The organism is Xanthobacter tagetidis (assembly GCF_003667445.1).
In the GTDB taxonomy this organism is placed as follows: domain Bacteria; phylum Pseudomonadota; class Alphaproteobacteria; order Rhizobiales; family Xanthobacteraceae; genus Xanthobacter; species Xanthobacter tagetidis.
Map to the genome: position 1 here is coordinate 48,618 of NZ_RCTF01000015.1, position 26,508 is coordinate 75,125.

Here is a 26,508-nt window from a genome sequence, read left to right on the forward strand (position 1 = left end):
CCATAGGTTCGGGTTTACTGGGAGGCATGTCATGCGAGGACTGAAGATCGCCTTGGCGCTCGCCTTGGCGCTGAGTGTGTCCGCCTGTTTCGAAGGGGCGCAGGGCCCGGCCGGTCCCGCCGGCCCCGCAGGTCCGGTCGGCGCCGCGGGCGCGGCGGGTCCCACCGGCCCTGGCGGACCTGCCGGTCCCGCAGGCCCCACGGGTCCCGCCGGTCCGACCGGGCCTGCCGGCCCGGCCGGTCCCCAGGGTCCGGCGGGTGCGCCCGGCGCCTCGGCCGCCGCCGGCATCATGCTGCGCGCCAGCGCCTGCCCGGCCGCGGGCTGCCGCGCGAGCTGCGAGACCGGCGAGAGCTTCATCAGCGGCTATTGCGTGAACGACCAGCGCGGCCTCCAGCACATCGGCGTCATCTCCGCCCAGGAGGGCAAGACCGAGGTGGAGTGCCTGCACCCGGTCAAGCAGGTGGTCGCGGTCTGCCTGAAACCGTGAGCGCATCCCGCTCCGCCCGCCGTGCGGGGGGAGCGGGCCATGGCGAAGACTCCTTCCGGCCAGCCTTTGCCGGCCGGAAGGGCATCAGCCGCGCCGGCGCAGGATCTTGAGGCGCCCCAGCAGCTCGGCCACCGCCTCTGGCGGCAAATGCGCGATCTCGCGGGCGATGAGGTTGGCGAGCTCTGTCGCCTGGGGCGAGAGGCCGGCGGTATCCACCGTCACCTTGGGATGCGACACCTCGGCGAGGCGCGCCAGGTCCTCGGCCTCGTCCCAGATCACGTTGAAAAAAGCGATCACGCGCTGCACCAGCGCCCAGGTGGGCCGGCCGCGCCGGCCGTTCTCCAGTGCCGAGAGATAAGTGGGGCTGACGCCGATGGCATGCGCCATCTGCGTCAGCGTCACGCCCTTCTCGGCGCGCAGATCGCGCACGCGGCGTCCGAACGGCGTCATGGCCGCCTTCCTCCCTCAGGGGCGAGAGCCCGAACCGGGATGGAAGCCGATTCGCGCCCGGCGGACAAAGCCGCGCGCGATCCTCTCAGACGAAACGGATGGCAGGATCGGAAGGCGAAGGCTCCGGCCCCAGGGTGCGGGGCCGGAGCCGAACGTTCGAGCGCCGCGCGAGCGCGGGCGGACGCGATCAGGCCCAGGAGCCGTCGTCGTCGCCGCCCCAGTCGCCGCCTTCGTCCTGGGCGAAGTCCTGTCCGCCCTGATCCTGGCCCTGGTCCGCGTTCCAAAAATTCTCCTCGGCCGCGGGCTGGCCGCCGAGCGCGTTCTGGGCATCGGCGCCGAGATCGGTGCCGCCGGCGCCGGCGTCGGACTTCGGCAGTTCCGCGGCGGCGGCCTGCGCCACCGGGCCGGACCCGCCCGCCATCATGTTCTTGATGCCGTCATAGAGCAGCGCGCCGCCGGCGACGCCCGCCGCGGTGGCCAGCGCCCCCTGGAGGAAGCCGCCGCCACCGAAGCCGCCGCGCTGCGGCGCCGCCGGCTGGCCCCACGGACCCGGCTGGCCCTGCTGGGCATAGCCCGGCTGCTGGCCGTAGCTGGGCGGCACGCCCATGGGCTGCTGGCCGTAAGGCTGGCCGGAGGCGACGCGTGCCCCGGCCGAAGGCACCGACGAACGGGCCCCCCCGAACAGGCCGCCCAGGAAGCCGCCGCTCGACTGCGGCGGCGGCTCCACGGCCGCGCGCGCCTGCGCCTCCAGCTCCTGGACCCGGGCATAGGCCTGCTGGAGCGCGTGCTCCTGCACCAGCACGGTCTGGGCGAGGGCATAGGGCGCGTGGGGTGCCTCGGCGAGGCGGCGCGCGATCAGCGCCTCCGCCTCCGCGTCCCGCGGCTGGTTCTCGATGCCGCGCATGCGGTCGAACAGGCCGTCGATCAGGGCACGTTCCTCGGGGTTCATTTCCGTCTCCGGTGAGGTTGACGCAACCCATATGAGGACGCCTTCCAGGCGCCGGAAGGGCGGCTGGATGAATTTTTCGTAACGTTACGTAAGGTCCGCCGGGACATCCCAAACCGCCGTCATGGCCAGATTCGACCGGAGCGTCCCTGTGTCATGTCCGGGACAGCGGGCAGCACCCATGGGCCCTCCGATCAAGTAGAGGGCGACGGGGGCAGGGAATACGAAGGGGAAACCTATCACCCCGTCATGCCCCGGCTTGTCCGGGGCATCCACCCAGCGGCCAGGCCGGCGCTTCACTTCCGGCCGCCCTCCAGCGGCCTGGTGGATCCCCCGGACAAGCCGGGGGATGACGCCGACGAATGGCGTGACAGGGTGGGAGCGGGAGAACCGCCTACATCCCTCTCCCGCCCTGCGCCCGGCCGCGGAATGGGACCTATTCGGCCGCGTCGGCGCCCGCCTTGTCCGCCGGCGCCGAGGCGACGCCGAAGCGGCGCGCCACATAGTCTTCCACCAGCTGGCGGAACTCGGCCTGGATGTTCGCCCCGCGCAGCGTCACCGCCTTCTTGCCGTCGATGAAGACCGGGGCGGACGGGGTCTCGCCGGTGCCGGGCAGCGAGATGCCGATGTCGGCGTGCTTGCTCTCCCCTGGCCCGTTCACGATGCAGCCCATCACCGCCACGTTCAGCGTCTCGACGCCGGGATAGCTCTGCTTCCACACCGGCATGCGCTCGCGGATCATGGTCTGCACGCTCTGCGCCAGCTCCTGGAACACCGTGGAGGTGGTGCGCCCGCAGCCGGGACAGGCGGCCACCAGCGGCACGAAGGTGCGCAGGCCCATGGTCTGCAGGATCTCCTGCGCCACCTGGACCTCCAGCGTGCGATCGCCGTTCGGCTCGGGCGTCAGCGACACGCGGATGGTGTCGCCGATGCCTTGCTGGAGCACCACGCCCATGGCGGTGGAGGAGGCGACCACCCCCTTCGAGCCCATGCCGGCCTCGGTGAGGCCGAGATGCAGCGCATAGTCGGAGCGGCGCGACAGCTCGGAATAGACCGCGATCAGGTCCTGCACCGCCGAGACCTTGGCGGACAGGATGATGCGGTTGCGCGGCAGGCCGATTTCCTCGGCCAGCGCCGCCGAAAGCAACGCCGAGCGCACCAGCGCCTCGCGCGTCACCGCGCGCGCCTCGGCGGGCTTCGGCAGGCGGGCGTTCTCGTCCATCAGCGTGGTGAGCAGCTCCTGGTCGAGCGAGCCCCAATTGGCCCCGATGCGCACCGGCTTGTCGTGGCGGATGGCGGTCTCGACGATGGCGGCGAACTGCCGGTCCTTCTTGTCGCCGAAGCCGACATTGCCGGGATTGATGCGGTATTTGCCCAGCGCCTCGGCGCAGGCGGGATGATCGGCGAGCAGCTTGTGGCCGATATAATGGAAGTCGCCGACGATGGGCACGTCGATGCCCATGCGCAGCAGCTTCTCCTTGATGTGGGGCACCGCGGCCGCCGCCTCGTCGCGGTCCACCGTGATGCGCACCAGCTCGGAGCCGGCGCGGGCGAGCGCCGCCACCTGCCGCACGGTGCCATCGATGTCCGCGGTGTCGGTGTTGGTCATGGACTGGACCACCACCGGCGCGCCGCCGCCCACCATCACCTTGCCGACGGGAACGCCCACGGTCAGCCGCCGCCCGGCGGGGCCGGCCTGGAGCAGGTCGTCGGGAACCACGGGAGCGCTGTCGGTCATGGCGGACGTCATGGAGCGAAACCTCGGGCCGGTGCTCGGGTCCGGCGCGCGCGCATGCGGCGGGCCGGCGTGTTCGAGGTAGGCGCGGGCCGGGCGGGCGTCAACTGCCGCGCACCGAAAGAGGCGGCCCGGTCACGCGCAGGTTGCGGCATTCCGGCGCCACTTCGGCAAATCCGGGGCAACCGCCGCCAAACCCGGAAACCTCCGGTCACCAATTGGAAAAGCTTTGTCTCGGCAGCAACCTATTTCGGACGCAGCCGCCTGGAATCCTCCGTGCCGTGGGCAATGAAAACCTGCGGTCGATGCGGCGGCCGGCCATGCGAGGTGGGTGCGATGGAGTCTTGCCGGTCGTCGACGGATGTGTCGGAAACCCCGCCGCCCGCTCCCCGCCGGGAGCGGCTGGCGTTCCTTTCGCTGCCAGATATCCGGCGGCTCAAGCGGAACATGCCCTGGCGGGTGCTCACCGCCGCCGCCATCGTCGGCGCGGCGGCCTATGCGGCGAGCCAGTTCCCGCTGCGCCAGCGGCTGCGGCTCCAGGCCCAGCTGACCGCCCTGTTCACGCAGGCGCCGGTTCTGCTGGTGGGCGACAGCATCACCTACCAGGCGGGCCCCGGCCAGCTGTGCGGGGCCGAGGTGTTCAACGCCGCGGTGCCGGGAGACCGCGTCGCCGACCTCGTGGCGGACGCGCCGGACTATGCCCGCCAGCTTGCCGCCACCCGGGTGGTGATCGCCGTGGGCGTGAACGATGCCTGGCCGAACCACCGCGACCTCGACGGCTGGATCGCCGACTATCGCCGCCTCGTCGCCCACTATGCCGGGCGCGAGCTGGTGCTGGTGGAGATCAACCCGCCCGACATGACCATGCCGCTGTTCGTGCAGCGGCTCGATTTCGGCTTCATCGCCGGCGCCAACGCCGCGATCCGGGAGATCGCCGCCGAAACCGGCGCCCGGCTGGTGCCGGCTCCGGTCCGGGTCAAGACCCGCGACGGGCTGCATCCCACCCCGGCCGGCGCCGATCTGTGGCGCGCGCGCCTGACCATGGCGACCTGCGGCTGAGCGCGATCCGCGGCCCCGGCGCCTCAGTCCGTCGCGTCGGACGCCTCGCGGCAGCGGGCGCACCGGCCGGCGATCTCCAGCACCCGCTGGCGTGGCGTGAAGCCCGAGGCGCGCGCCGCCCAGGCGAGGTCGCGCCCCACCGCATGGGAGGACACCTCCTTGGTCAGCCCGCACTGCTCGCAGATGAGGAACACCACCACCTCGTCCGCCGCGTCGTGCGCATGGGCGCAGGCGAGGAAGGCGTTGCGGCTCTCGATGCGGTGGGCGAGGCGCTCGGCCACCAGGAAGTCGAGCACCCGGTAGACCGACATGGGCGGCACGCTCTCGCCTTCGCGGGCGAGGCGCTCGACGATCTCGTAGGCGCCGAGCGGCACGTGGCTCTCGGCCAGGATGCGCATGACGTTTCGCCGCAGGGGCGTGAGTCGCAGCCCCTTGTCGGCGCAGCGCGCCTCCATGCGCGCCACCGCCCCCGCCACGCACTGGGCGTGGTCATGGTCGTGCTCGGCGTGCGGAACCGGATGAACGCTCACGGACATGCCGCAAATATAGGCGAACGCGCGCCTGCCGCCATAGGGCAATCGCCGCCTTGCGCTTCACGTACGAGCGTGGGCATGCTCGGCGCCGCCGGCGCGTCGCGTGACAGCAGCGTCACACCGCTTCGGTACATCGGACAGCCGTGCACGGCCGGATCACGCCGCGCCATTCTGAGGGAAAAGCCATGCTGAAGGGAAAGGTCGCCGTCGTCACGGGGTCCACCAGCGGGATCGGGCTCGCTTATGCGCGCGCCTTCGCCAAGGAAGGCGCGAACATCGTCATCAACGGCCTCGGTGACGCCGCCGCGATCGAGAAGGAACGCGCGGCGATCGAGAGCGACTTCGGCGTGAAGTGCGCCTATTCCCCGGCCAACATGCTCAAGGCTGACGAGATCGAGGGCATGGTCCGCCTTGCCGAGACCACCTTCGGCTCCTGCGACATCCTCGTGAACAATGCCGGCATCCAGCATGTGGCGCCGATCGAGGACTTCCCGATCGACACCTGGAACATGATCATCGCCATCAACCTGTCGGCGGCGTTCTTCGCCATGCGCGCGGCCATCCCCGGCATGAAGGCGCGCAAGTGGGGCCGCATCATCAACACCGCCTCGGCGCACGCGCTCGTCGCCTCGCCCTTCAAGTCGGCCTACGTCTCCGCCAAGCACGGCATCGCAGGCCTCACCAAGACCGCGGCGCTGGAGACCGCCACCTTCGGCATCACCTGCAACGCCATCTGCCCCGGCTATGTGTGGACGCCCCTGGTGGAGAAGCAGATCCCCGACACCGCCAAGGCGCGCGGCATCTCCGAGGAGGAGGTGAAGAAGAACGTGATGCTGGCGGCCCAGCCCACCAAGGAGTTCGTTACCGTCGAGGAGGTGGCCGCGCTCGCCGTGTTCCTGTGCTCGGAGAACGCCCGCTCGATCACCGGCTCGATGCAGCAGATCGACGGCGGCTGGGTCGCGGAATGAGAGGCGCGGCGGGGCGCCGGGCCGGCCCATGAGCCGCGCCGGCGCCCGGCGCATCTCGCTCGCGCTCCAGGGCGGGGGCGCCCACGGCGCCTTCACCTGGGGCGTGCTGGACCGTCTGCTCCAGGAGGAGAGCCTTTCCGTCTCCGGCATCTCCGGCACCAGCGCCGGGGCCATGAACGCGGTGGTGCTGGCCTCGGGCCTCGCCAAGGGCTCGGAGAGCGGCGAGAGCGGCGCCGACGCGGGGGAGGCGCGGCGCGCGCTCGCCCAGTTCTGGCGCGACGTCTCGCGCGACGGGCGCATGTCGCCGCTTCAGCGCACCGCCTTCGACCGGCTGCTCGGCAACTGGTCGCTGGCGCGCAACCCGGCCTATCTCGCCTTCGAGGTGGCCTCGCGCTTCTTCTCGCCCTACGACCTCAACCCGCTGAACATCAATCCGCTGCGCGAGATCATCGACGCGCACGTGGACTTCGAGGCGATCCGCGCCTCGCAGGTGGCGGTGTTCATCTCCGCCACCAACGTGCACACCGGCCGCGCCCGCATCTTCGACCACAGGGAGATGACCGCCGACGCGGTGATGGCCTCGGCCTGCCTGCCGTTCCTGTTCCAGGCGGTGGAGATCGACGGCGTGCCCTATTGGGACGGCGGCTACATGGGCAACCCGCCGCTGGTGCCGCTCTACGAGAAGGCGGAAGCCGACGACATCATCCTGGTGCAGATCAACCCGGTGGCGCGCGAGACCACGCCGCGCACCGCGGCCGAGATCCAGAACCGTATCAACGAGATCACCTTCAACGCCTCGCTGCTGGCGCAGCTGCGCTTCATCGACCAGGCGGCGAAGCTGATCGACCAGGGCTTCATGAGCCGCCTGACGCTGGGCGGGTCCAGCTTCCGCCGGGTGCGCCTGCACCGCATCGGCGGCGCCGACCAGCTCGCGAAGCTGGACGCCACCTCCAAGCTCAATGCGGAATGGGGCTTCCTCCAGCACTTGCGCGACCTCGGCCGCGCCGCGGCCGAGGACTTCCTGGAGACGCACGGCGCCGACATCGGCCGGCGCTCGACCCTGGACCTGAGGCTGGAATTCGCCGACTGAGCGATCAGCCGCGCGAATCCTTCCTCGCCTGCGCCACCGCCACGAACTTGGTGACACGCCCCGCCTCGCCGGCGGCGCCGATGGGATCGATGCGGGTGCGCTCCTTGGGGCGCATACCCTTGTTGGCGCGCGGCAGGGTGGCCGGGCGGGTGGCGCGCTTGGAATCGCGCTTCAGCTCCAGGGCGCGGTGCGCGTTCGCCACCAGCTCGGAGCGGGACTCCTCGGCCTCGCGCCGCTTCACCTCGCGCCGGGCGCGGGTGAGGGCGTCGTTCAGCACCGAGGCCTTCTGGCGGTTGCCGGAATCGGCCTTGTCATAGGCCGCCTCGCCGCGCCCGCCCTTGCCGCGCATGGCCCGGCGCTGGTTGTTGGCGATCGTGAGCGCGCGCTCGCGGCGCTCGCGCAGGTGGCGCACCAGGGCATGAAGGTCGGCGTCGGACAGCATGCCGATGGCCGGCTGGCGGGTCTGGTCGACGAAGCCCAGTTCGTCGACGGTGAGCACGCGCTGCTCGGTCTTGCGGGGATGGGCCATCTTCTTCCTCCGTTGCGTGGCTTGAATTGCCTGGCTTGATCGGCGCGGCGCGCGCACCATGTTGAACCAGAACGCTATTTCACCCGAATGCGTCGGCCTTAAGACGGCCGGCGGTGGGAGGGGGTGGCGCATGAGCGCAGACCATGTGCCGGCCGTGTTCCAGGCCGGCGGCGCACGCATCGAGGTCATGGTGGGCGACATCACCGCCCTCGCACTCGATGCCATCGTGAACGCCGCCAATTCCACGCTGCTGGGCGGCGGCGGGGTGGACGGGGCGATCCACCGCGCCGCCGGGCCGGAGCTTCTGGTCCATTGCCGCACGCTCGGCGGCTGCCCCACGGGCGAGGCGCGCCTCACTCCCGGCTTCCAGCTGAAGGCACGGCACGTGATCCACACCGTGGGGCCGGTCTGGCAGGGGGGCGGGGCGGGAGAGGATGGCCTGCTGGCGCGCTGCTACCGGGAAAGCCTCGCCCTCGCCGAGGCGGCGCGTCTCGGCTCCATCGCCTTCCCCGCCATCTCCACCGGGGTCTACGGCTTTCCGGCCGAACGGGCGGCGCCGCTTGCGGCGGCGGCCGTGCTCGACCATGTTCGCGCACGGCCGCTCGTGACGCGCGTCGTGTTCTGCTGCTTCTCGCAAGGCTCCGCGAACCTGCACCATGCCGCCCTCCGCGCCCAAGGCCTCAAGCCCATCGACCTCGAGCCCCACCCCCTCGATCCGTGAGGACCAGCCGCCGCCGGTGCCGATCCTGCACCGCGACGGCATGATGCTGATCGTCGACAAGCCGGCGGGCCTGCCGGTGCACAAGGGGCCGAAGGGCGGCGAGACGCTGGCGGACCATCTCGACGCCTTGCGCTTCGGCCTGCCCCGCACGCCCGAGCTGGCGCACCGGCTCGACAAGGACACCTCCGGCTGCCTGGTGCTCGGCCGCCATCCCAAGGCGCTGGCGCTGCTCGGCAAGCTGTTCGCCTCCGGCGCGGTGGACAAGACCTATGTGGCGCTCACCCAGGGCGCGCCGGCCGCGGACGAAGGCCGCATCGACCAGCCGCTGGCCAAGCGCTCGCCCCATCGCGGCTGGTGGATGCAGGCGGTGCCCAAGGGAACGGCAGGGGCGCAGGAGGCGATCACCGACTTCAGGGTGCTGCACCGGGGCGATCATCTGAGCGTGGTCGCGCTCTCCCCGGTCACGGGGCGCACCCACCAGTTGCGCGCCCACCTCGCCCATCTCGGCTGCCCGATCCTCGGCGACGCCATCTATGGCGGCGCCTCGCGCCTGCCGGGCGGGCCGATGCTGCATCTGCATTCGCGGCGCATCGCCGTGCCGCTGGCGAAGAGCGGGCCCGCCGTTACGGCAACCGCCCCTTTGCCGCCGCATATCTGCGCCAGCCTTCAGGTGCTCGGCCTGGTGCCGGAGGAGATCGGCGCGGCGGCCGACCGGTGGGCGCAGACGCAGGAGCAGGTCCCGCGCTCCGCCTGACCCATATGTGAAGGCCCGCCTCGGCGGCTCCGGCTGGCCCGCTCCTTGCTACGTGTTAAGGTTGTCGATCTGGGCTGTCGCCGGACGCCGCTCCGCGCCGATGCAGCGTGATGGAGGTTGCGTGACCACGCCTCGCGAGAACAAGCATTCGCGCCGCCGGGCCGAGGGCCCCGAGGGCCTGCTCGCCAAGGCGGTGGAGCGGGCGCGCCTGGTCATCGCCTGGGAGCGGGCGTGGCCGATCCTGGTGCGCATCGCCGTGGTGGTGGCGGCCTTCCTCGCGGTCTCGTGGGCCGGCCTTTGGCTGGCGCTGCCGGTTTATGGCCGCGCCGCGGGCGTCGCACTGTTCGCACTGGCGTTGGGTTTCGCGGCCTGGCCGCTGCTCGCCTTCGCTTGGCCGACCCGCAGGGATGCCATCGCCCGTCTTGACCGCAAGAGCGCGCTCGCCCACCGGCCCGCCACCGCCATCTCCGACGCGCTCGCCACGAAGCCGGACGACGCCGTCGGCACCGCTCTGTGGCGCGCCCACCTCGTCCGCGCCATGGCCGCGGCGCGCACGCTCGATCCCGGCGTGCCGGTGCCGGGCGTGCCGGCCAAGGACCCGCGCGGCCTGCGCGCGCTGGCGCTGCTCGCCGTCATCGCCGCCTTCTTCTTCGCCGCCGGCGACCGGGCCGGGCGCATCGGCGCCGCCTTCGACTGGCGCGGTATCGCGCCGGCCTCGCCCTATCGGCTCGACGCCTGGGTGGACCCGCCCGGCTATACCGGCCGCGCGCCCATGGTGCTGCCCGGCCTGCGCTCGGACGACCCGGCCTCGCTCAACGCTTTGGCGCTCCAGGTGCCGAGCGGCAGCATCCTGGTGGTGCGCGCCTCCGGCATCGACACCGAGGCGCTCAAGCTCGACGGCGGCATCGCCGAGGAAAAGCCGGAGGCTGCGGCCGAGAGTGCGGACAAGGAGGCCGTGAAGGAGGCGAGGCCCGCCGGCCCCGCGCGCGCCGAACGGCGCTTCGTGATCCGCGAGAATGCGGACGTCTCCTTCCTCGGCCCGGACCAGCGCCGGCTGATGTGGCACTTCAAGGTGCAGCCCGACACGCCGCCCTCCATCGCCTTCGCCAAGGACCCGCAGGTGGGCCTGCGCAACACCACCGTGCTGTCCTACCGGGTGGAGGACGATTACGGGATCAAGGAGGCCGACGCGGTCCTGGTGCCGGCGCCGCCCGAGCCGTCCTTCTTCCCCCGTCCCGGCGCGAACACGGCCAAGGCGGCGCCGAAGCCTCTGGTGCCGGCGCCCGAGGTGAAGCTCACCCTGCCCTCCAGCGGGCGCTCCGGAGCCGCCCAGACGACGAAGGACCTCGTCGCCCATCCCTGGGCCGGCGCCAATGTCGCCATCACGCTCAAGGCCAAGGACGAGGCCGGCAACGAGAGCGTGAGCGAAACCAAGACCTTCCGCCTGCCGCAGCGGGCCTTCACCAAGCCGCTCGCGAAGGCGCTGGTGGACGAGCGCCGACGCCTCGCGCTCGACCCCTCGAACCGCCGCCGGCTGGTGAACGTGCTCACCGCGCTGACCGACGAGCCGCAGAAGTTCAAGCCCGACATGGGCGAGTATCTCGGCCTGCGCACCGGCCTCGCCATGGCGCGCGGCGCCCGCAACGACGAGGACCTGCGCGCGCTGGTCGACTATCTGTGGGACATGGCCGTGCGCATCGAGGACGGCACCCTCACCGACGCCGAGCGGGCGCTGAAGGCGGCCCAGGAGGCGTTGCGCGACGCGCTGGAGCGTGGCGCCAGCGACGAGGAGATCCGCCGGCTGACGCAGGACCTGCGCGCCGCCATGGAGCGCATGATGCGCCAGATGGCTGAGCAGGCCATGCGCGACCGCGGCGCCAACGACCGCCCGCTGGACCAGAACACCCGCATCATGCGGCCGCAGGACCTGCAGAAGATGCTGGACCGCATCGAGGACCTCGCCCGCTCCGGCAACAAGGACGCGGCGCGCGAACTGCTCGACCAGCTCCAGGCGATGATGGAGAACATGCGCCCGGGCAACCGCCAGGCCGGGCAGCAGGGCCAGCAGCAGCAGAGCGAGCTGGGCGCCATGATCCAGGAGCAGCAACGCCTGCGCGACCGCACCTTCCGCCAGGGTCAGCAGCAGGGCCAGCAGCAGGGACAACAGGGCCAGCGCGGGCAACGCGGCCAGCAGGGGCAGCAGGGTCAACAAGGCCAACAGGGCGAAGGCGGCGAGGGGCAGGAGGGCTTCGACCAGCTCCAGCAGGGCCAGCAGGACCTCAGGCGCCGCCTCGGCCGCGTGCTCGACCAGATGCGCCGCATGCAGCCCGGCCAGCAGGGGCAGCAAGGCCAGGGGCAGCAAGGCGACGGCGGCCAGGGCCAGGACGACATGGCGCGCGCCGGCGACCAGCTCGGCCGCGCCGAGCAGGCCATGCGCGAGGCCGAGGAGGCGCTCGGCCGCGGCGACGGCCAGGGCGCGCTCGATGCCGAGGGCCGCGCGCTCCAGGCGCTGCGGCAGGGCGCCCAGTCGCTGGCCCAGGCCCAGCAGGGCAACGATCGCGGCCCCGGCCCGGGCGGCCCGGGCGAGGACGCGGCCCAGCGCGTCGACCCGCTCGGCCGGCCGCTGCGCAGCCAGGACTATGGCGACGACTTCACCGTGAAGGTGCCCGACGAGGTGGACGCCCAGCGCGCCCGCCGCGTGCTGGAGGAGCTGCGCCGCCGCTTGGAACAGCCCCTGCGCCCGCAGATCGAGCTGGATTATCTGGAGCGCCTGCTGAAGGGGCTGTGAGCCGGCGGCCCGCTTCGGCGACCCGAGGGCGCCGCAGCCGCGCCCGGCCGAAGTCAGTGAAGGGGACGGAGCGGACGGTGACAAAGAAGCCCCGCGGCATCCGCCCTCACCGCCGTCGTGCTTCGGCTCGACCGGAGCATCCACACCACCTCCCGGCGTTTCGCCCGGCCGCAGGATAGGCCCTCGGGTCAAGCCCGAGGGCGACGGCGGGGAGGGGGAGGCGGCGGCGGTTGGCGCCGGAGCGGGGGGGGGCCAGCAAAAAGACGGGGGCGGCGTCCCAAGCGGAGCGCGGCGAAACACCCAGTCGTACCCCATCCCAAACCACCGTCATGCCCCGGCTCGTCCGGGGCATCCACCGTGCCGCATGCGGGCGCCTGAACGCGAAGCGCGGGCTGGCCGCTGCGTGGATCCCCCGGACGAGCCGGGGGATGACGGCGGTGTGGCGATTGAGCGGGCGCTGCCGGCTCCCGGCCACCGTCATGCTCCGACTTGATCGGAGCATCCACGCGACCTTGCCGTCTTGCCGGCCGCGGGATGGACCCTCCGATCAAGTCGGAGGGCGACGGCGGGAAGGGAAATGATGGCGGCAAACGGCGGGGAGGGGCGCTGAAAGCGTTCTCCAACCTCCTCAGCCGACCCGCCTCAAGTCGCCCACTCCGTCGAGTTCCTCTCCGCCGACGCTCGGTGGCCCCCTCTCTACGGCCCCCTCAATCGAGCCCCAGCCTGCGGCAGAGGTCGTCCAATTGATCGAGGCTGGCATAGAGGATGCGCAGCTCGCCGGCCTCGCCCTTGCCGGCGATGGCGACCGTGAGGCCGAGCGCGTCGGCGAGGCGCTTCTCCAGCGCCCGCACGTCCGCCGACTTCACCTCCGGCGCACCCTTGGCGGACGCCGCGCCCCCGCCCTTGCCGGCGAGCCGGCCTTCGACTTCGGCGCGCACCTTTGCGAGCGCCTCAACGTCACGCACGTTGAGGCCCTTCTCCACCACCTCGCGGGCGACGCGCTCGGCATCCGGCACGCCGAGCAGCGCACGGGCGTGGCCGGCGGTGAGGCGCCCGTCCGCCAGCATGGCCTTCACGCCCTCGGGCAGCTTCAGCAGGCGCAGGGTGTTGGCGATATGGCTGCGGCTCTTGCCGATCACCTTGGCGAGTTCCGCCTGGGCATAGTCGAACTCGGCCATCAGCGCCTCGTAGCCCAGCGCCTCTTCCACCGGGTTGAGGTCGGCGCGCTGGACGTTCTCGATGATGGCGATCTCCAGCGCCTCGCGGTCGGTGAGGTCGAGCACCACCACCGGCACATCGTGCAGCCCGGCGCGCTGGGCCGCGCGCCAGCGCCGCTCGCCGGCGACGATCTCGAAGCTGTTGGGGCCGGTGAGCGGGCGCACGACGATGGGCTGGATGATGCCCTTCTCGCGGATCGAGGCGGTCAGCTCCTCCAGCCCCTCCTCCATGAAGGCGCGGCGCGGATTGCGCGGGTTCGCCCGCACGTGCTCGATCGGCACCCGCCGGGGGCCGCCGCCCGCGCGCCCGGGAGCGCCGGCGCGCGGGACCGGCGCGTCGTTCGCATCCCCGATCAGCGCCGCAAGGCCCCGGCCGAGCCGGGAGCGCGTCTCATCCGCCATGGACTAAATTCCTATTCCTGGTGCGGGGTGGGCGTCAGGCCGCGGCCTGGGCGCGGGCGGCGCGCTCGCGCTGGATCACCTCGGAGGCGAGGCGCAGATAGGCCTGCGAGCCGACGCACTTGAGGTCGTAGAGCAGCACCGGCTTGCCGTAGGACGGCGCCTCGGACACCCGCACATTGCGCGGGATTACGGTCTCGTAGACCTTGTCGCCCATGAATTGCCGCACGTCCTGCACCACCTGGTCGGAGAGGTTGTTGCGCGCGTCGTACATGGTCAGCACGATGCCGTGGATGGTGAGGTTCGGGTTCAGCCCGGTGCGCACCTGCTCCACGGTCTTGAGCAATTGGGAGAGGCCCTCCAGCGCGAAGAACTCGCACTGCAGCGGCACCAGGATGGCATCCGCCGCCGCCATGGCGTTCACCGTCAGCAGCGAGAGCGAGGGCGGGCAGTCGATCAGCACATAGGAATAGGAAGGCCCGGTCGTGTCGGCGGCGAGCGCCTCCAGCGCCGCGCGCAGGCGGAAGGCGCGGTCGCGCGCGGAGGCGATCTCCAGCTCCACGCCCGAGAGGTCGAGCGTCGCCGGGGCCACGTGCAGCGCGGGAACGCCGGTCTCCATCACGGTCTCGCGCAGGGTCGCCTCGCCCACCAGCACGTCATAGGTGGAGAGGTTGCGCGCGCGCCGGTCGATGCCGAGCCCGGTGGAGGCGTTGCCCTGGGGATCAAGGTCCACCACCAGCACGCTCTCGCCGATGGCGGCCAGCGCCGTGCCGAGATTGATGGCGGTGGTGGTCTTGCCGACGCCGCCCTTCTGGTTGGCGAGCGCGAGCACGCGCGGCGGCGCGCCGGCGCCCCGGTCGGAGAGCGGGGAGATGATGGTCTCGGTCATGGCCTGTTCCTTGGCGCCCGATGGCGGGCAGATGCCTGACGTGCAGGTGCCGGGCGTGCGGGTGCCTGGCGTGTGGTGTCCAAGCCGGCGTCCACGACGGGCGCCTCTCGTCTCGCCGACCGCACCACCAGGATCCGCCCGTCGGGATCGCTGAGGCTCGGCGCGAGGTCGATATCGAGTGTCCAGCCTTTGCGTGCCTCGGTCAATTCGCGTTCGGCATCGCGGCCCTTGGGAAACAGGCCGAGCGCCCCCGCGGCGAGGAAGGGGGCTGCGAGGTCGAGCAGCTTCGGCAGGGGCGCGAGGGCGCGGGCGGAGACCACGTCGGTTCCGGGCGCGAGCGTCGCGGACACGTCCTCGATGCGCCGGGCCGCAACCTCCACCGGCAGCGCAGCGTGCCGCGCCGCCTCGCGCAGGAAGGCGGCCTTGCGGGTGTCGGATTCCACCAGAACCACCCGCGCGCCTTCGCGCTCGGCCATCACCGCCGCGGCCACGAGGCCCGGGAAGCCGCCGCCCGAGCCGAGGTCAACCCAGCGCCGCGCCGTTGCAGGAACATGGTTAACGAGCTGTAAACTGTCGGCGATGTGGCGCTCCCACAGGTCCGGCAGGGTGGCGGGCGAGATCAGGTTCAGCGTCTTCTGCCACTTGGCCAGAAGGGCGGCGATGGTCTCCAGGCGCGCGCATGTTTCACGTGAAACGCGCGCGGCGACCGCGGCCTTGCCCCTCTCCTCGACCATGGACGCATTCCTCCCGCACCCCGAACCGGCCCGTCATCGCGACCGAGCGGGGCCAAACCATGCCGCTCGCGCCCGCAGCGACCGCCGGGGCCGTCCATCCCCATGATCCACAGACCGGACGCCGCGCGCCCGCCGCGTATCGCGCCTATCGCCGCCCGCCCGTCTTGCGCACATGGGTGACGATCAGCGCCAGCGCCGCCGGGGTCATCCCCTCCATGCGGCCGGCCTGGCCCACGGTGCGCGGGCGCACGCAGTCGAGCCGCTGCTTCAGCTCGTTGGAGAGACCGGGCAGCGACCCATAGGCAAGGTCATCGGGCAGCGCGAGCGCCTCGTCCCGGCGCAGCACGGCAATGTCCGCCGCCTGCCGCTCCAGATAGACCGCGTATTTCGCATCGGTCTCCACCTGCGCGGCGATGTCCGCCGGCAGCGCGCCGAGCGCGGGCCAGATGGCGGCAAGCCGCGCCAGGTCGATGTCCGGATAGGCGAGCAGATCGAACGCCGAGCGGCGCTGGCCGTCCTGGTTCAGCGCGAGGCCGTGCCGGGCGCCCTCGGTGGGGGTCAGCGCGAGGCCACGGGCGAGCGCGCGCGCCGCCTCCAGCGCCTCGCTCCGGCGGGTGAAGTGCGCCCAGCGTTCCCCGCCCACGAGGTCGAGATCGCGCCCGAGCGCGGTGAGGCGCTGGTCCGCATTGTCGGCGCGCAGGGTCAGGCGATACTCGGCGCGCGAGGTGAACATGCGGTAGGGCTCGCTCACCCCGCGGGTGACGAGGTCGTCCACCATCACGCCGAGATAGGCGGAGGCCCGATCGATCACCGCCCCGTCCGTCCCGCCGGCGCGGCGCGCGGCATTGAGGCCGGCGAGCAGGCCCTGGGCGGCGGCCTCCTCATAGCCGGTGGTACCGTTGATCTGGCCGGCAAGGAACAGGCCGGCGATGCCCTTCGCCTCCAGCGTGGGGCCAAGCGCGCGCGGGTCCACATGGTCGTATTCGATGGCATAGCCCGGCCGCAGCATCACCACGCGCTCCAGCCCGGGAATGGTCGCGAGCAGGGCCCGCTGGGCATCCTCCGGCAGGGAGGTGGAGACACCGTTGGGATAGACGGTGGGATCGTCCAGCCCCTCCGGCTCCAGGAAGATCTGGTGCCCGTCGCGCTCGCCGAAGCGGACGATCTTGTCCTCGATGGACGGGCAATAGCGCGGCCCCGAGCTCTCGATGCGGCCGGAATACATGGCCGAGCGGGAGAGGTTGGCCCGGATCACCTGGTGGGTCGCCGCGGTGGTGCGGGTGATGCCGCAGGCCACCTGCGGGTTCGGCAGGCGGGTGGTGAGGGCGGAGAAGGGCTCCGGGTCCTCGTCGCCCTGCTGCATCTCCAGCGATGCCCAGTCGATGGTGCGCCCGTCGAGGCGCGGCGGCGTGCCGGTCTTCAGCCGGCCGAGCGGCAAACCGAGCCGCGCCAGAGCCGGGGAGAGGCCAAGGCTCGGCTTCTCGCCCATGCGGCCGGCGGGGTAGCTCACCTCGCCCATATGGATCAGGCCGTTGAGGAAGGTACCGGTGGTGAGCACCGCCGCGCCGCAGGCGAGACGCCGCCCGTCCGCGAGCCGGAGCGCGGCGAGACGGCCGTCCCTCACCTCGATGTCGACGGCCTCGCCCTCGACGATGGCAAGGCCGGCCTGCGCGGCGAGCGCTTCCTGCATGGCGCGGGCATAGAGCTTGCGGTCGGCCTGGGCGCGCGGGCCGCGCACCGCCGGCCCCTTGCGCCGATTGAGCACGCGGAACTGGATGCCGCCTTGGTCCGCCACCCGGCCCATCAGGCCGTCGAGGGCATCGATCTCGCGCACCAGATGCCCCTTGCCGAGCCCGCCGATCGCCGGATTGCACGACATGGCGCCGACGGTGGCGCGGGCATGGGTGAGGAGCGCCGTGCGCGCGCCGGCCCGCGCGGCCGCGGCGGCGGCCTCGCATCCGGCATGACCGCCGCCCACGACGATCACGTCGAAGGCGGGCAGGGTGACGGCGTCGGGCATGGGCTCTTCGATTCCTGGTGCGCGCGGCGCACGGGTTTGGGACAAGGAGAAACGTCGGCTTTCGGGCCGCGTCAAGGCGGGAGGCGATTCGGCCGGGATTGGACGACACGAGTGAGGCTATGCATGCTCCGATCAAGTCGCCGCATGACAGAAGTTGGGCGGAGGGGTCCGTTGAGGGGATGCGGCGGTTGAGGGGATGCGGCGTTAGAGCGGATGCGGCAGGCTTCTCCGGCTGGTCCGACGCTGCCGTCGCCCCTTCACCGCCGTCGCCCTCCGGCTTGACCGGAGGGCCCATGCTGCGGCTGGGCGCGGCGCGGGGCGGTGGCTTGGATGCTCCGTCAAGCCGGAGCATGACGGCGGTTTTTGGCACCGGGCCTTCCTTTTGCACCCCTCGCCCCTTGTGGGAGAGAGGAGACATCACGTCGATGTTTCACGTGAAACATCTTGCGGCCCCGTCCCTCACTTGCCGATGCAGAAGGTGACGAACAAGGCGTCCAGCACATCCTCCACATCCACCCGGCCGATCACCCGGTCGAGCGCGCGGGCCGCCAGCCGGAGTTCTTCCGCGCGCAGCTCCTCCTGCCCGCCGAAATCGCCAGCGGCGCGGGACAGATGGCCGGCGGCCTCGGCCAGAGCGAGCCGCTGGCGCTCGCGCGAGACGAGGGCCGGCTCGCCGCCGGCGAGGCCCTCGGCCTCCGTCTCCAGGCATGCCAGCAGCGCTTCGACCCCTTCGCCGGTGTGGGTGGACAGGCCGATCCAGCCGTCCGGAACTCCGCCCCCGAGGTCGGCCTTGGTGCGCACGCGGATTGCGCGGGCGAGCGCGGCGGGCGGCGGCTCGCCCGCCTCGGAAAGCCACAGCACCAGGTCCGCCGCCTCGGCGCGGGCGAGCGCCCGGCGCACGCCCTCCTGCTCCACCATGTCCACGCTCTCGCGCAGCCCGGCCGTATCGAGCAGCAGAACCGCCTGCCCGGCCAGCTCCAGATGCACCTCCAGCACGTCCCGCGTGGTGCCGGGAACTGGGGAGACGATGGCCGCCTCGCGCCCCGCGAGGCGATTCAGCAGCGTGGACTTGCCCGCATTGGGCGGCCCGGCGATGGCGACCGTGAGCCCCGCGCGCACCCGCTCGCCGCGATCGGCATCGCTGAGCGCGGCCGCGACATCCGCCGCCAGCGGGCCAATGACGGCCTGCGCCTCGGCGACGAGATCGTCGGGCACGTCGCCCTCGTCGGAGAAGTCGATGGAGGCCTCAACCAGCGCCAGCGCCTGCACCAGCCCCGCGCGCCAATCGGCGATGCGGCGGGAGAGGGCGCCAGAGGCGAGCGCCAGCGCCTGGCGGCGCTGCGCCTCGGTCTCCGCCGCCACGAGGTCGGCGAGGCCCTCCACCTCGGCGAGGTCCATCTTGCCGCGCGCGAAGGCGCGGCGGGTGAATTCGCCGGCCTCGGCGGGGCGCAGGCCGGGCAGGGCGCCGAGCACCCGCAGCACCGCCGCCACCACCGCGCGCCCGCCATGCAAATGGAGTTCCGCCACGTCTTCACCCGTGGTGCTGGCGGGGCCGGGGAAGAACAGCACCAGCGCGCGGTCCAGCACCTCGCCCCGCGCGGGATCGCGCAGCGCGCCGTAGCGGGCGAAGCGCGGCGGCGGCAGATCGCCCAGCAGCGCGCGCACCGCATCCCCCGCCGCCGGCCCGGAGAGCCGCACCACGGCGACGCCGCTCGGCGGGCGGCCGCTGGACAAGGCGAAGATGGTGTCCTCGAACGTCGCCATGGGCGCCCCATTTCGGTCCGCCCGCGCGATTGCGGCGGCCGGTCGCGCCCTTATATCTGACGGACGGGCACCATCGCAGCCCGATGCATTCTTCCGCCGCCTTTCCCTTCATCCATTGCTGCCGGGGACCATTGCCATGAGCGCCAACCGCCTTGCCGCCGAGACCAGCCCCTATCTGCTCCAGCACAAGGACAATCCGGTGGAGTGGTGGGCCTGGGGGCCGGAGCCGTTCGCGGAGGCGAAGCGCACCGGCAAGCCGGTCCTGCTCTCGGTGGGCTATGCCGCCTGCCACTGGTGCCACGTGATGGCGCACGAGAGCTTCGAGGACGCGCAGATCGCCGGCGTCATGAACGCGCTGTTCGTGAACATCAAGGTGGACCGCGAGGAGCGGCCGGAGGTGGACCAGATCTACATGTCCGCCCTGCACCAATTGGGCGAGCAGGGCGGCTGGCCGCTGACCATGTTCCTCGACGCGGACGGCAATCCGTTCTGGGGCGGCACCTATTTCCCGCCCACCGCGCGCTATGGCCGGCCCGGCTTCGCCGAGGTGCTGCAGCAGATCTCCGAGGTCTATCGCGACACTCCGGACAAGATCCGCGCCAACACCGAGGCCATCGTCGCGCGCCTCCACAAGGCGGCGCAGCGCAAGGACGGGGTGGCCATCGGCCTCGCCGAGATGGACAAGGCCGCGACCCAGCTCATCGAGGTGTTCGACCGCGCGAACGGCGGCCTCAAGGGTGCGCCGAAATTCCCCAATTCAAGCCTGCTGGAGCTGATGTGGCGGGCCGGCGCGCGCACAGGCAACCCGCAGATGCGGGCGCTCGCCGCCTTCACGCTCAACCGCATGAGCGAGGGCGGCATCTACGACCATGTGGGCGGGGGCTTCGCGCGCTATTCGGTGGACGAGATCTGGTTCGTGCCCCACTTCGAAAAGATGCTCTACGACAACGCCCAGCTGCTGGAGCTGCTGGCGCTGGCCCATCGCGACACCGGCGACGCGCTGTTCCTTGACCGGGCCCGGCGCACCGTGGGCTGGCTGGAGCGGGAGATGCTGACGCAGAGCGGCGCCTTCGCGGCGAGCCTCGACGCCGACAGCGAGGGCCACGAGGGCAAGTTCTACGTCTGGCAGTTCCATGAGATCGAGACGCTGCTGGGCGCCGAGGACGCGGCCTTCTTCTGCCGGCTCTACGACGTGACGCCGGCCGGCAACTGGGAGGCCGGCAACATCCTCAACCGCACCGATGCGGGCGACGTGAGCCTTGAGGACGAGGCGCGGCTCGCCCCCATGCTCGACACGTTGCTCGAAGCCCGCGCCGCCCGCGTACGCCCGGGCCGCGACGACAAGGTGCTGGCGGACTGGAACGGCCTGATGATCGCGGCCCTCGCCCGCGCCGGCGCTTTCTTAAGCGAACCCGCCTGGGTGGCGCTGGCGCAGCGCGCCTTCGACGCGGTGGTGGCGCACCTCGCGCGCGGCGACCGGCTCGGCCATTCCTGGTGCGACGGCAAGGCGGTGCATCCCGGCCTTGCCTCGGACCTCGCCGCCATGGCGCGGGCGGGCATCGCCCTGCATGAGGCGACGGGCGCGGCCGAGCCCCTGGCGCGCGCCGGCGCTTGGCTGGCGACGCTGGAGCGGCATCATCTCGACGCAGGCACCGGGGCCTATTTCCTCACCGCCGACGATGCGGAAGACCTGATCCTGCGCCCGCGCTCCAGCCACGACGAGGCGAGCCCGAACTACAATGCGGTGGCCGCCGACGCCCTGATGCGGCTCGCGGCGCTGACCGGCGACGACACGCTGCGCGCCCGCGCGGACCGCATCGTCGCCGGCCTTTCGGGCGAGGCGGCGCGCAACGTGCTCTCCCACGCGGCGCTGCTGAACGCCATCGACACCCGCCTGCGGTTCGCCGAGATCGTGGTAACGGGGGAGACGCGCGAGGCCTTCGCGGCGGCCGCACTCAGGACGGAATTCCTCAACCGGGTGCTGGTTCGCGCCGCGGCTACCGCCGATCTGCCGCCGGGCAGCCTCGCGGCGGCCCGCGCCGCCGCCGCACCGGCGGAGGGGGCGGCCTTCGTGTGCGTCGGCGAGCGCTGCTCGCTGCCCGTGACGGCGCCGGAGGGGATTTCCGCGGCGCTGGCGGAATTTTCCGCCTGAGGCGCCCTGAGCGGGCGACACGCGAACGGCGCCCCCTCTCAGATCGGATCAGAGAGTCACCGGCGGGCATTTTTCGCCGGATGACCTTCGGCTCGGACGAAAGGCCGATCGGCCGTCCTCGGCCTTCCTACGCGATCGATTTTTTCGATGGTGGTCGGCGTTTCGACAACTTTTGATTGTTGGCCGCCTCAGCCGGCCTTGGTCTCCGCCGGCGCCGGATCGCGCGGCGTGTAGGTGAGCCAGATCGCCTTCTCGCCCAGGCCGTCGACGAAGGCGGCGTGGGCCTCGGCCTCGGCGGCGTTCACGCGGGAGGGCAGGGGGACGGGGCGGCTGCGCGCGGCAGCGATGGCGGCCGACACCAGGCGCGGCGCCTCTGACACTTCCTCCACCAGGCCGATGAGGCTCGCCTGACGCCCGCCGAGCAGCTCGCCATAGACCTCCGCCAGCAGCTCGGCATCGAGCAGAGCGCCGTGCTTCACCCGGCGCGAACTGTCGATGCCGTAGCGGTTCATCAGATCGTCGAGGCGGTTGCCGCCGCCGGGATGCTTGCGCCGCGCCAGCGCCAGCGTGTCGATCACCCGGTCGCGCGCGATCACCGGCCGGCCGGCGCGCTCCAACTCCGCGTTCAGGAAGCCGATGTCGAACGCTGCATTGTGGATCACCAAAGTATCGTTCTGGATGAATTCAATGAATTCATCGGCGATCTCCAGAAACTTCTTCTTGTCTGACAGAAATTCCGAGGAAAGCCCATGCACGTTGAAGGCTTCCACCGGCATGGCACGCTCGGGATTGATGTAGACGTGGAAAACGTTGCCCGTGAGGATGCGGTTCACCATCTCCACGCAGCCGATCTCCACCACCCGGTCGCCGCCATGGGCCTCCAGGCCTGTGGTCTCGGTGTCGAGCACGATCTCGCGCATGCCTATCCCCCCTCACGCCCGCCGGCCGGGCCCACCGAGCGCCCGCACCACGCCGGCCACCTGGCGGCGCGCCGCCTCGAAGCCGCGGCCGGTGTCGATGACGAAATGGGCGCGGCGGCGCTTCTCGGCGTCCGGCACCTGCCGCGCGAGGATGGCCTCGAAACGCGCCTGCGTCATCCCCGGCCGGTCGAGAACGCGGGCGCGCTGCACAGCTATCGGCGCGCTCACCACCGCGATGGCATCGACGCGCGCGGCGCCGCCGGTCTCGAACAGAAGCGGGATGTCGAGCACCGCGAGCCGCGCGCCGGCGCGCCGGGCGGCGTCGAGGAACGCCGTCTCCTCCGCCCGCACCAGAGGATGGACGATGGCCTCCAGCCGCTTCATCGCGTCGGCATCGTTCAGCACCCGCGCGGAGAGCGCCGGGCGGTCGATGGCGCCGTCGCGGGTCACGCCGGGAAACGCTGCCTCCACGGGCGCGACTGCCGCGCCTTCATAGAGCCGGTGCACCGCCGCGTCGGCATCGTGCACCGGCACGCCCATGGCGCGGAACATGGCCGCCGTGGCGGACTTGCCCATGCCGATGGAGCCGGTGAGGCCGAGGATCCACACCACTCAGGCCTCCAGCTGGCCCTTGGCGCGAAGGTCCTCGATGATGAAGGCCCGCAGCGCCTCGCTCACCTTGGGCCTGACGCCGAACCAGCGCTCGAAGCCCGGCACGCCCTGGTGCAGCAGCATGCCGAGCCCGTCCACGGTGCGCAGGCCGCGCGCGGTCGCGAGCTTCAGAAGCGGGGTGATGAGCGGCACATAGACCACGTCGCTCACCACCGCCTCGTCGCGCAGCGGCGAAAGGTCGATGGCCATCGGCTCGGCGCCCTTCATGCCGAGGCTGGTGGTGTTGACGAGGATGTCGGCTTCCGCGAGCGCCGCGGGCACCACCTCCCAGCCCTTGGGGTGGACCGTGCCGGGAAACGGCTTCGCCACCTCCTCGGCGCGCGCCAGCGTGCGGTTCACCAGAAGCACCCGGTCGAAGCCGCGCTCGACGAGGCCGCGCACCACCGCCCGCGAAGCGCCGCCCGCGCCGAGCACCAGAGCGAGCCGGCGCGCGCCCTCCCAGCCGGGCACGGTGGCATCGAGATTGGCGAGGAAGCCGTAGCCGTCGGTGTTCGCCCCGCACAGCCGGCCGTCCTCCAGCCACAGCGTATTGGCGGCGCCGAGCGCGACGGCGGAGGGGTCCGCCGCGTCGAGCACCGAGAAGGCGATCTCCTTGTTGGGCGCCGTCACGTTGCAGCCGGCATAGCCGCGGTCCGCAAGCGTCCGGTAGAAGTCGGCGGCGGTGTCGGGCGGCACCTCCTCGCGGCCGTAGAAGCCGTCGATGCCGTGCTCCTTCAGCCAGAAGCCGTGCAGCAGCGGCGAGCGGGAATAGCTGACCGGCTGGCCGGTGATGCAGACCCTCGTGGTCATGGTTCCGCCCTCACGGAAGAAGCCCCTGCTCGCGGAAGAAGGCGAGGAGTTGCAGCAGCGGCAGCCCCAATATGGTGAAGTGGTCGCCGTCCACCCGCGTGAACAGGTGCACGCCCACCGCTTCGAGCTGGTAGGCCCCCACGGAGGTGAGCACCCGCTGCCCGGCGGCGGAGAGATAAGTGTCGAGCGTGTCGTCGGAGAGCGCCCGCATGGTGAGGAAGGCGCTCACCACCGCGTCGAACACCACCGTGCCGTCGAACGCCACCGCCACCGCCGAATGCAGCGCGTGGGTGTGGCCCGACAGGCGCTTCAGCTGGTCGCGGGCGGCCTCGACGGTGCGCGGCTTGTGGAAGATCTCCGGCCCGAGCGCCAGGGTCTGGTCGGCGCCGACGACGATGCGGCCCGGCGCCGCCCGGGCGCCGCCGAGCGCCTTCGCCCGCGCCAGCAGCAGCGCGACCTTGGCCGGCTCGATGTCCCCCGCCTCGGCCTCCAGCGCGCGCTCGTCCACATCGGCAACCACCGTCTCCACCGGCAGGCCCGCATGGACGAGAAGGGTCAGCCGCGTCGCGCTCTTCGACGCCAGGATCAGCGGCTGCTCGCCGCGCCATAAGGTCATGGGAAATCAGGTCTCCGCGATGGCGCGGCGGCGCCGCTCCGCAAGCAAGGCGACGATGGTGGCGGCGGTCTCCTCGATGGAGCGCCGCGTCACGTCGATCAGCGGCCAGCCGTTGCGGGCGCACAGGCGCCGCGAGAAATTGATCTCCTCCGACACCGCCTCGCGGTCGGTATAGGAGGTGCTGCTGCCGCCGGCATTGAGGCCGAGCAGCCGGTTCTGCCGGATCTCGACGATGCGCTCGGCGCTGGCGACGAGACCCACCACCAAAGGCGCCTTCAGGCTCTCGATGTTGCTCGGCAGCGGCACGTTGGGCACCAGCGGGATGTTGGCGGTCTTGATGCCCCGGTTGGCGAGATAGATCGAGGTGGGCGTCTTCGAGGTGCGCGAGACGCCCAGCAGCACCACGTCGGCCGCCTCCAAATCCTCCGTCATGTGGCCGTCGTCGTGCATCACCGTGAAGTTCAGCGCGTCGATGCGCTTGAAATAGCTGGCGTCGAGCGAATGCTGGCCGCCGATGCGCGGCGTCGGCTCGCCGCCGAGATAGGACTGGAACAGCTGCACCACCGGCGCCAGCACCGACATGTAGGGCACGCCCAGCTCGCGGCAGCGCACCTTGAGGCGCTCGCGGATTTCCTTGTCCACCAGCGTGTAGAGCACGATGCCGGGATTGCTCTCGATCTCGGACAGCACCCGCTCCAGCTGCTTCATGGAACGCACGAGGGGGTAGACGTGTTCTATGGGCAGCACGTTGGCATATTGGGCGCAGGCGGCCCGGCCCACATTGATCAGCGTCTCGCCGGTGGCGTCGGAGACGAGGTGCAGGTGGAAGTAGCTCTCGCTCGGCGATTTCACTGCGCTCACGCTTGTCCACCGGTCCTGTGAAAGCCTGTTGAGAAGCCATGCCCGCTTGCGGCCGGGAAGGCAAGTGCGTGGACAGCGGGGACTGCCGTCCACAATGAAACCGCGCGGGACGGGTTTCACCGCCTGCCTGTGGGTAAATGTGGACGCCTATCGGGCCCTTCGCATTAACCCTTCATTAACCTGTGTTTCGCCGGCTTCGCAGCCGCCCCAAGTGGGGGTGCGCCGGCATGTCCGTCTGTGGATCGGTTGTCGACGGCCCTGCGAATGGTTAATCAACCCCTAAGACTCCAAAGACTCTCTTTTATAAATAGACTCTCTTTTTAGAAGGGATGGGGATGACCCTGCTGCGCGCCACGCAATCGCGCTTCCTGAAGGTGCTGGGCGGCGAGCCGCTCGACCCGCCGCCGTTCTGGATGATGCGTCAGGCCGGGCGCTATCTGCCCGAATACCGCGAGGTGCGGGCCCATGCCGGCGGCTTCCTGGACCTGTGCTACACCCCGAAGCTCGCCGCCGAGGTGACGCTGCAGCCGATCCGGCGCTTCGGCTTCGACGCGGCGATCATCTTCTCCGACATCCTCGTCATCCCGCATGCGCTCGGCGTCGACCTCACCTTCGAGGTGGGAGAGGGGCCGCGATTGGCGCCGGTGACGGACGAAGCCGGCTTCGCGGCCCTGGCGCCGGCGCTCGACCGCGCCAGGGTGGAACCGGTCTACGAGGCGATCGCGCTGACGCGGGCGGCGCTGCCCCACGAGACGGCGCTGATCGGCTTCTGCGGCGCGCCCTGGACGGTGGCGACCTACATGGTGGCCGGCCGCGGCACCGACGACCAGGCGCCCGCCCGCCTGCTGGCGCTGCGCGATGAAGAGCTGTTCCAACGCCTCATCGACCGGCTGGTGGAGGCCTCCATCACCCATCTGTGCGGGCAGATCGAGGCCGGCGCCGACGCGGTGCAGATCTTCGACACCTGGTCCGGCGTGCTCGATCCCATCTCGTTCGAGCGCTGGTGCGCCGCGCCCATGGCGCGCATCGTCGAGGCGCTCGCCGGCCGCCATCCGAGCGTGCCGGTGATCGCCTTTCCGAAGGGCGCGAACCTGGAGGCGCTGGAGCGCATGGCCGAGACCGGCATCGCCGCCATCGGCCTCGACTGGACCGCCGACCGCCGCGCGGCGCGCGGGCGCCTGTCCGACAAGGTGGCGCTCCAGGGCAATCTCGATCCGCTGCGGCTGATCGCCGGCGGCGCCGCTCTGGACGAGGAGATCGCCCGCATCCGCAACGATTTCCTGGGCGTGCGGCACATCTTCAACCTGGGCCACGGGATCCGCCCCGAAACCCCGGTCGAGCATGTGGAAAAGCTCGTCGCCGGCGTGCGCCGGGCGCTGTGAGCGCAAGGCTTTCCATCGGCCGGTGAATTGCGG

General features: G+C 71.5%; 24 protein-coding genes. 9 read left to right on the top strand and 15 right to left on the bottom strand.

Translation table 11 applies throughout. The features are described from left to right. Nucleotides 1–31 precede the first annotated feature (31 nt). Nucleotides 32–487, top strand: a complete 456-nt coding sequence (locus D9R14_RS16760; protein ID WP_121624491.1) for a hypothetical protein — start codon at nt 32–34, stop codon at nt 485–487. A gap of 84 nt (nt 488–571) precedes the next feature. Here D9R14_RS16760 and D9R14_RS16765 read toward each other — a convergent pair whose 3' ends face one another. From D9R14_RS16765 to ispG, 3 genes are all read right to left on the bottom strand, one after another. Then, on the bottom strand, nt 572–937 hold the full coding sequence (locus D9R14_RS16765; RefSeq protein ID WP_121624492.1) for a helix-turn-helix domain-containing protein: 366 nt from the start codon (nt 935–937) through the stop codon (nt 572–574). A 187-nt stretch (nt 938–1,124) separates the two neighbouring features. Continuing rightward, complete coding sequence (locus D9R14_RS16770) at nt 1,125–1,886, bottom strand: DUF2076 domain-containing protein (protein ID WP_121624493.1); 762 nt, start codon at nt 1,884–1,886, stop codon at nt 1,125–1,127. Between the two features lie 433 nt (nt 1,887–2,319). Then, entirely contained in the window at nt 2,320–3,633 is a 1,314-nt protein-coding gene (ispG, locus tag D9R14_RS16775; RefSeq protein ID WP_394010528.1) for a flavodoxin-dependent (E)-4-hydroxy-3-methylbut-2-enyl-diphosphate synthase, read from the bottom strand. 432 nt (nt 3,634–4,065) lie between these two features. On the opposite strand from ispG, the gene D9R14_RS16780 reads away from it, so the two are divergent. After that, nucleotides 4,066–4,677: an SGNH/GDSL hydrolase family protein gene (locus D9R14_RS16780; RefSeq protein WP_121624494.1), complete on the top strand. Its 612-nt coding sequence runs from the start codon at nt 4,066–4,068 to the stop codon at nt 4,675–4,677. A gap of 23 nt (nt 4,678–4,700) precedes the next feature. Here the strand turns inward: D9R14_RS16780 and D9R14_RS16785 are convergent, their stop codons facing one another. Beyond that, complete coding sequence (locus tag D9R14_RS16785; RefSeq protein ID WP_121624553.1) at nt 4,701–5,213, bottom strand: Fur family transcriptional regulator; 513 nt, start codon at nt 5,211–5,213, stop codon at nt 4,701–4,703. A gap of 182 nt (nt 5,214–5,395) precedes the next feature. Here D9R14_RS16785 and D9R14_RS16790 point away from each other — a divergent pair, with 182 nt between their 5' ends. Together D9R14_RS16790 and D9R14_RS16795 are read left to right on the top strand one after the other, a co-directional pair. Beyond that, entirely contained in the window at nt 5,396–6,178 is a 783-nt protein-coding gene (locus D9R14_RS16790) for a 3-hydroxybutyrate dehydrogenase (protein WP_121624495.1), read from the top strand. Nucleotides 6,179–6,206: 28 nt separating this feature from the next. After that, entirely contained in the window at nt 6,207–7,268 is a 1,062-nt protein-coding gene (locus D9R14_RS16795) for a patatin-like phospholipase family protein (RefSeq protein ID WP_121624496.1), read from the top strand. Nucleotides 7,269–7,272: 4 nt separating this feature from the next. Here the strand turns inward: D9R14_RS16795 and D9R14_RS16800 are convergent, their stop codons facing one another. Next, nucleotides 7,273–7,797 (bottom strand): hypothetical protein, encoded by a 525-nt coding sequence (locus D9R14_RS16800; RefSeq protein WP_121624497.1) that lies wholly within the window; start codon nt 7,795–7,797, stop codon nt 7,273–7,275. Nucleotides 7,798–7,927: 130 nt separating this feature from the next. Here D9R14_RS16800 and D9R14_RS16805 point away from each other — a divergent pair, with 130 nt between their 5' ends. From D9R14_RS16805 to D9R14_RS16815, 3 genes are all read left to right on the top strand, one after another. Further along, nucleotides 7,928–8,518, top strand: coding sequence for an O-acetyl-ADP-ribose deacetylase (locus D9R14_RS16805; RefSeq protein ID WP_121624498.1), 591 nt, complete (start codon nt 7,928–7,930; stop codon nt 8,516–8,518). A gap of 40 nt (nt 8,519–8,558) precedes the next feature. Then, the gene (locus D9R14_RS16810) at nt 8,559–9,272 is read left to right on the top strand and encodes an RluA family pseudouridine synthase (RefSeq protein WP_245420857.1); all 714 of its coding nucleotides are present in this window, start codon (nt 8,559–8,561) and stop codon (nt 9,270–9,272) included. Nucleotides 9,273–9,393: 121 nt separating this feature from the next. After that, nucleotides 9,394–12,060 carry a TIGR02302 family protein gene (locus tag D9R14_RS16815; protein ID WP_245420852.1) on the top strand — a complete coding sequence of 889 codons (2,667 nt, stop codon included), beginning with the start codon at nt 9,394–9,396 and terminating at the stop codon, nt 12,058–12,060. 707 nt (nt 12,061–12,767) lie between these two features. Here D9R14_RS16815 and D9R14_RS16820 read toward each other — a convergent pair. From D9R14_RS16820 to mnmE, 5 genes are all read right to left on the bottom strand, one after another. Next, a complete protein-coding gene (locus D9R14_RS16820) occupies nt 12,768–13,679 on the bottom strand; it encodes a ParB/RepB/Spo0J family partition protein (RefSeq protein ID WP_121624501.1) in 912 nt (303 codons plus the stop codon). A gap of 34 nt (nt 13,680–13,713) precedes the next feature. Then, nucleotides 13,714–14,565, bottom strand: coding sequence for a ParA family protein (locus D9R14_RS16825; protein WP_121624502.1), 852 nt, complete (start codon nt 14,563–14,565; stop codon nt 13,714–13,716). Next, the gene (gene rsmG / locus D9R14_RS16830) at nt 14,562–15,299 is read right to left on the bottom strand and encodes a 16S rRNA (guanine(527)-N(7))-methyltransferase RsmG (RefSeq protein WP_121624503.1); all 738 of its coding nucleotides are present in this window, start codon (nt 15,297–15,299) and stop codon (nt 14,562–14,564) included. The genes D9R14_RS16825 and rsmG overlap by 4 nt, the downstream gene beginning before the upstream one ends. Before the next feature lie 145 nt (nt 15,300–15,444). Beyond that, nucleotides 15,445–17,319, bottom strand: coding sequence for a tRNA uridine-5-carboxymethylaminomethyl(34) synthesis enzyme MnmG (mnmG, locus tag D9R14_RS16835; protein ID WP_121624504.1), 1,875 nt, complete (start codon nt 17,317–17,319; stop codon nt 15,445–15,447). 459 nt (nt 17,320–17,778) lie between these two features. Next, nucleotides 17,779–19,083 carry a tRNA uridine-5-carboxymethylaminomethyl(34) synthesis GTPase MnmE gene (gene mnmE, locus D9R14_RS16840; protein WP_121624505.1) on the bottom strand — a complete coding sequence of 435 codons (1,305 nt, stop codon included), beginning with the start codon at nt 19,081–19,083 and terminating at the stop codon, nt 17,779–17,781. Nucleotides 19,084–19,219: 136 nt separating this feature from the next. On the opposite strand from mnmE, the gene D9R14_RS16845 reads away from it, so the two are divergent. Next, nucleotides 19,220–21,235, top strand: coding sequence for a thioredoxin domain-containing protein (locus tag D9R14_RS16845; protein ID WP_121624506.1), 2,016 nt, complete (start codon nt 19,220–19,222; stop codon nt 21,233–21,235). A gap of 188 nt (nt 21,236–21,423) precedes the next feature. Here the strand turns inward: D9R14_RS16845 and dnaQ are convergent, their stop codons facing one another. From dnaQ to D9R14_RS16870, 5 genes are read right to left on the bottom strand one after another with little or no spacing between them, the layout of a single operon-like run. Further along, entirely contained in the window at nt 21,424–22,155 is a 732-nt protein-coding gene (gene dnaQ / locus D9R14_RS16850) for a DNA polymerase III subunit epsilon (RefSeq protein ID WP_121624507.1), read from the bottom strand. Between the two features lie 12 nt (nt 22,156–22,167). Beyond that, a complete protein-coding gene (gene coaE / locus D9R14_RS16855; RefSeq protein WP_121624554.1) occupies nt 22,168–22,764 on the bottom strand; it encodes a dephospho-CoA kinase in 597 nt (198 codons plus the stop codon). A 3-nt stretch (nt 22,765–22,767) separates the two neighbouring features. Further along, nucleotides 22,768–23,616 carry a shikimate dehydrogenase gene (locus D9R14_RS16860; RefSeq protein WP_121624508.1) on the bottom strand — a complete coding sequence of 283 codons (849 nt, stop codon included), beginning with the start codon at nt 23,614–23,616 and terminating at the stop codon, nt 22,768–22,770. 10 nt (nt 23,617–23,626) lie between these two features. Continuing rightward, entirely contained in the window at nt 23,627–24,232 is a 606-nt protein-coding gene (locus D9R14_RS16865) for a Maf family protein (protein ID WP_121624509.1), read from the bottom strand. A 6-nt stretch (nt 24,233–24,238) separates the two neighbouring features. Then, entirely contained in the window at nt 24,239–25,084 is an 846-nt protein-coding gene (locus D9R14_RS16870) for a pyruvate, water dikinase regulatory protein (RefSeq protein WP_121624510.1), read from the bottom strand. Nucleotides 25,085–25,428: 344 nt separating this feature from the next. Between D9R14_RS16870 and hemE the strand changes: the two genes are divergently transcribed. Then, nucleotides 25,429–26,475: a uroporphyrinogen decarboxylase gene (gene hemE / locus D9R14_RS16875; protein WP_121624511.1), complete on the top strand. Its 1,047-nt coding sequence runs from the start codon at nt 25,429–25,431 to the stop codon at nt 26,473–26,475. The last annotated feature ends 33 nt before the right edge of the window (nt 26,476–26,508 follow it).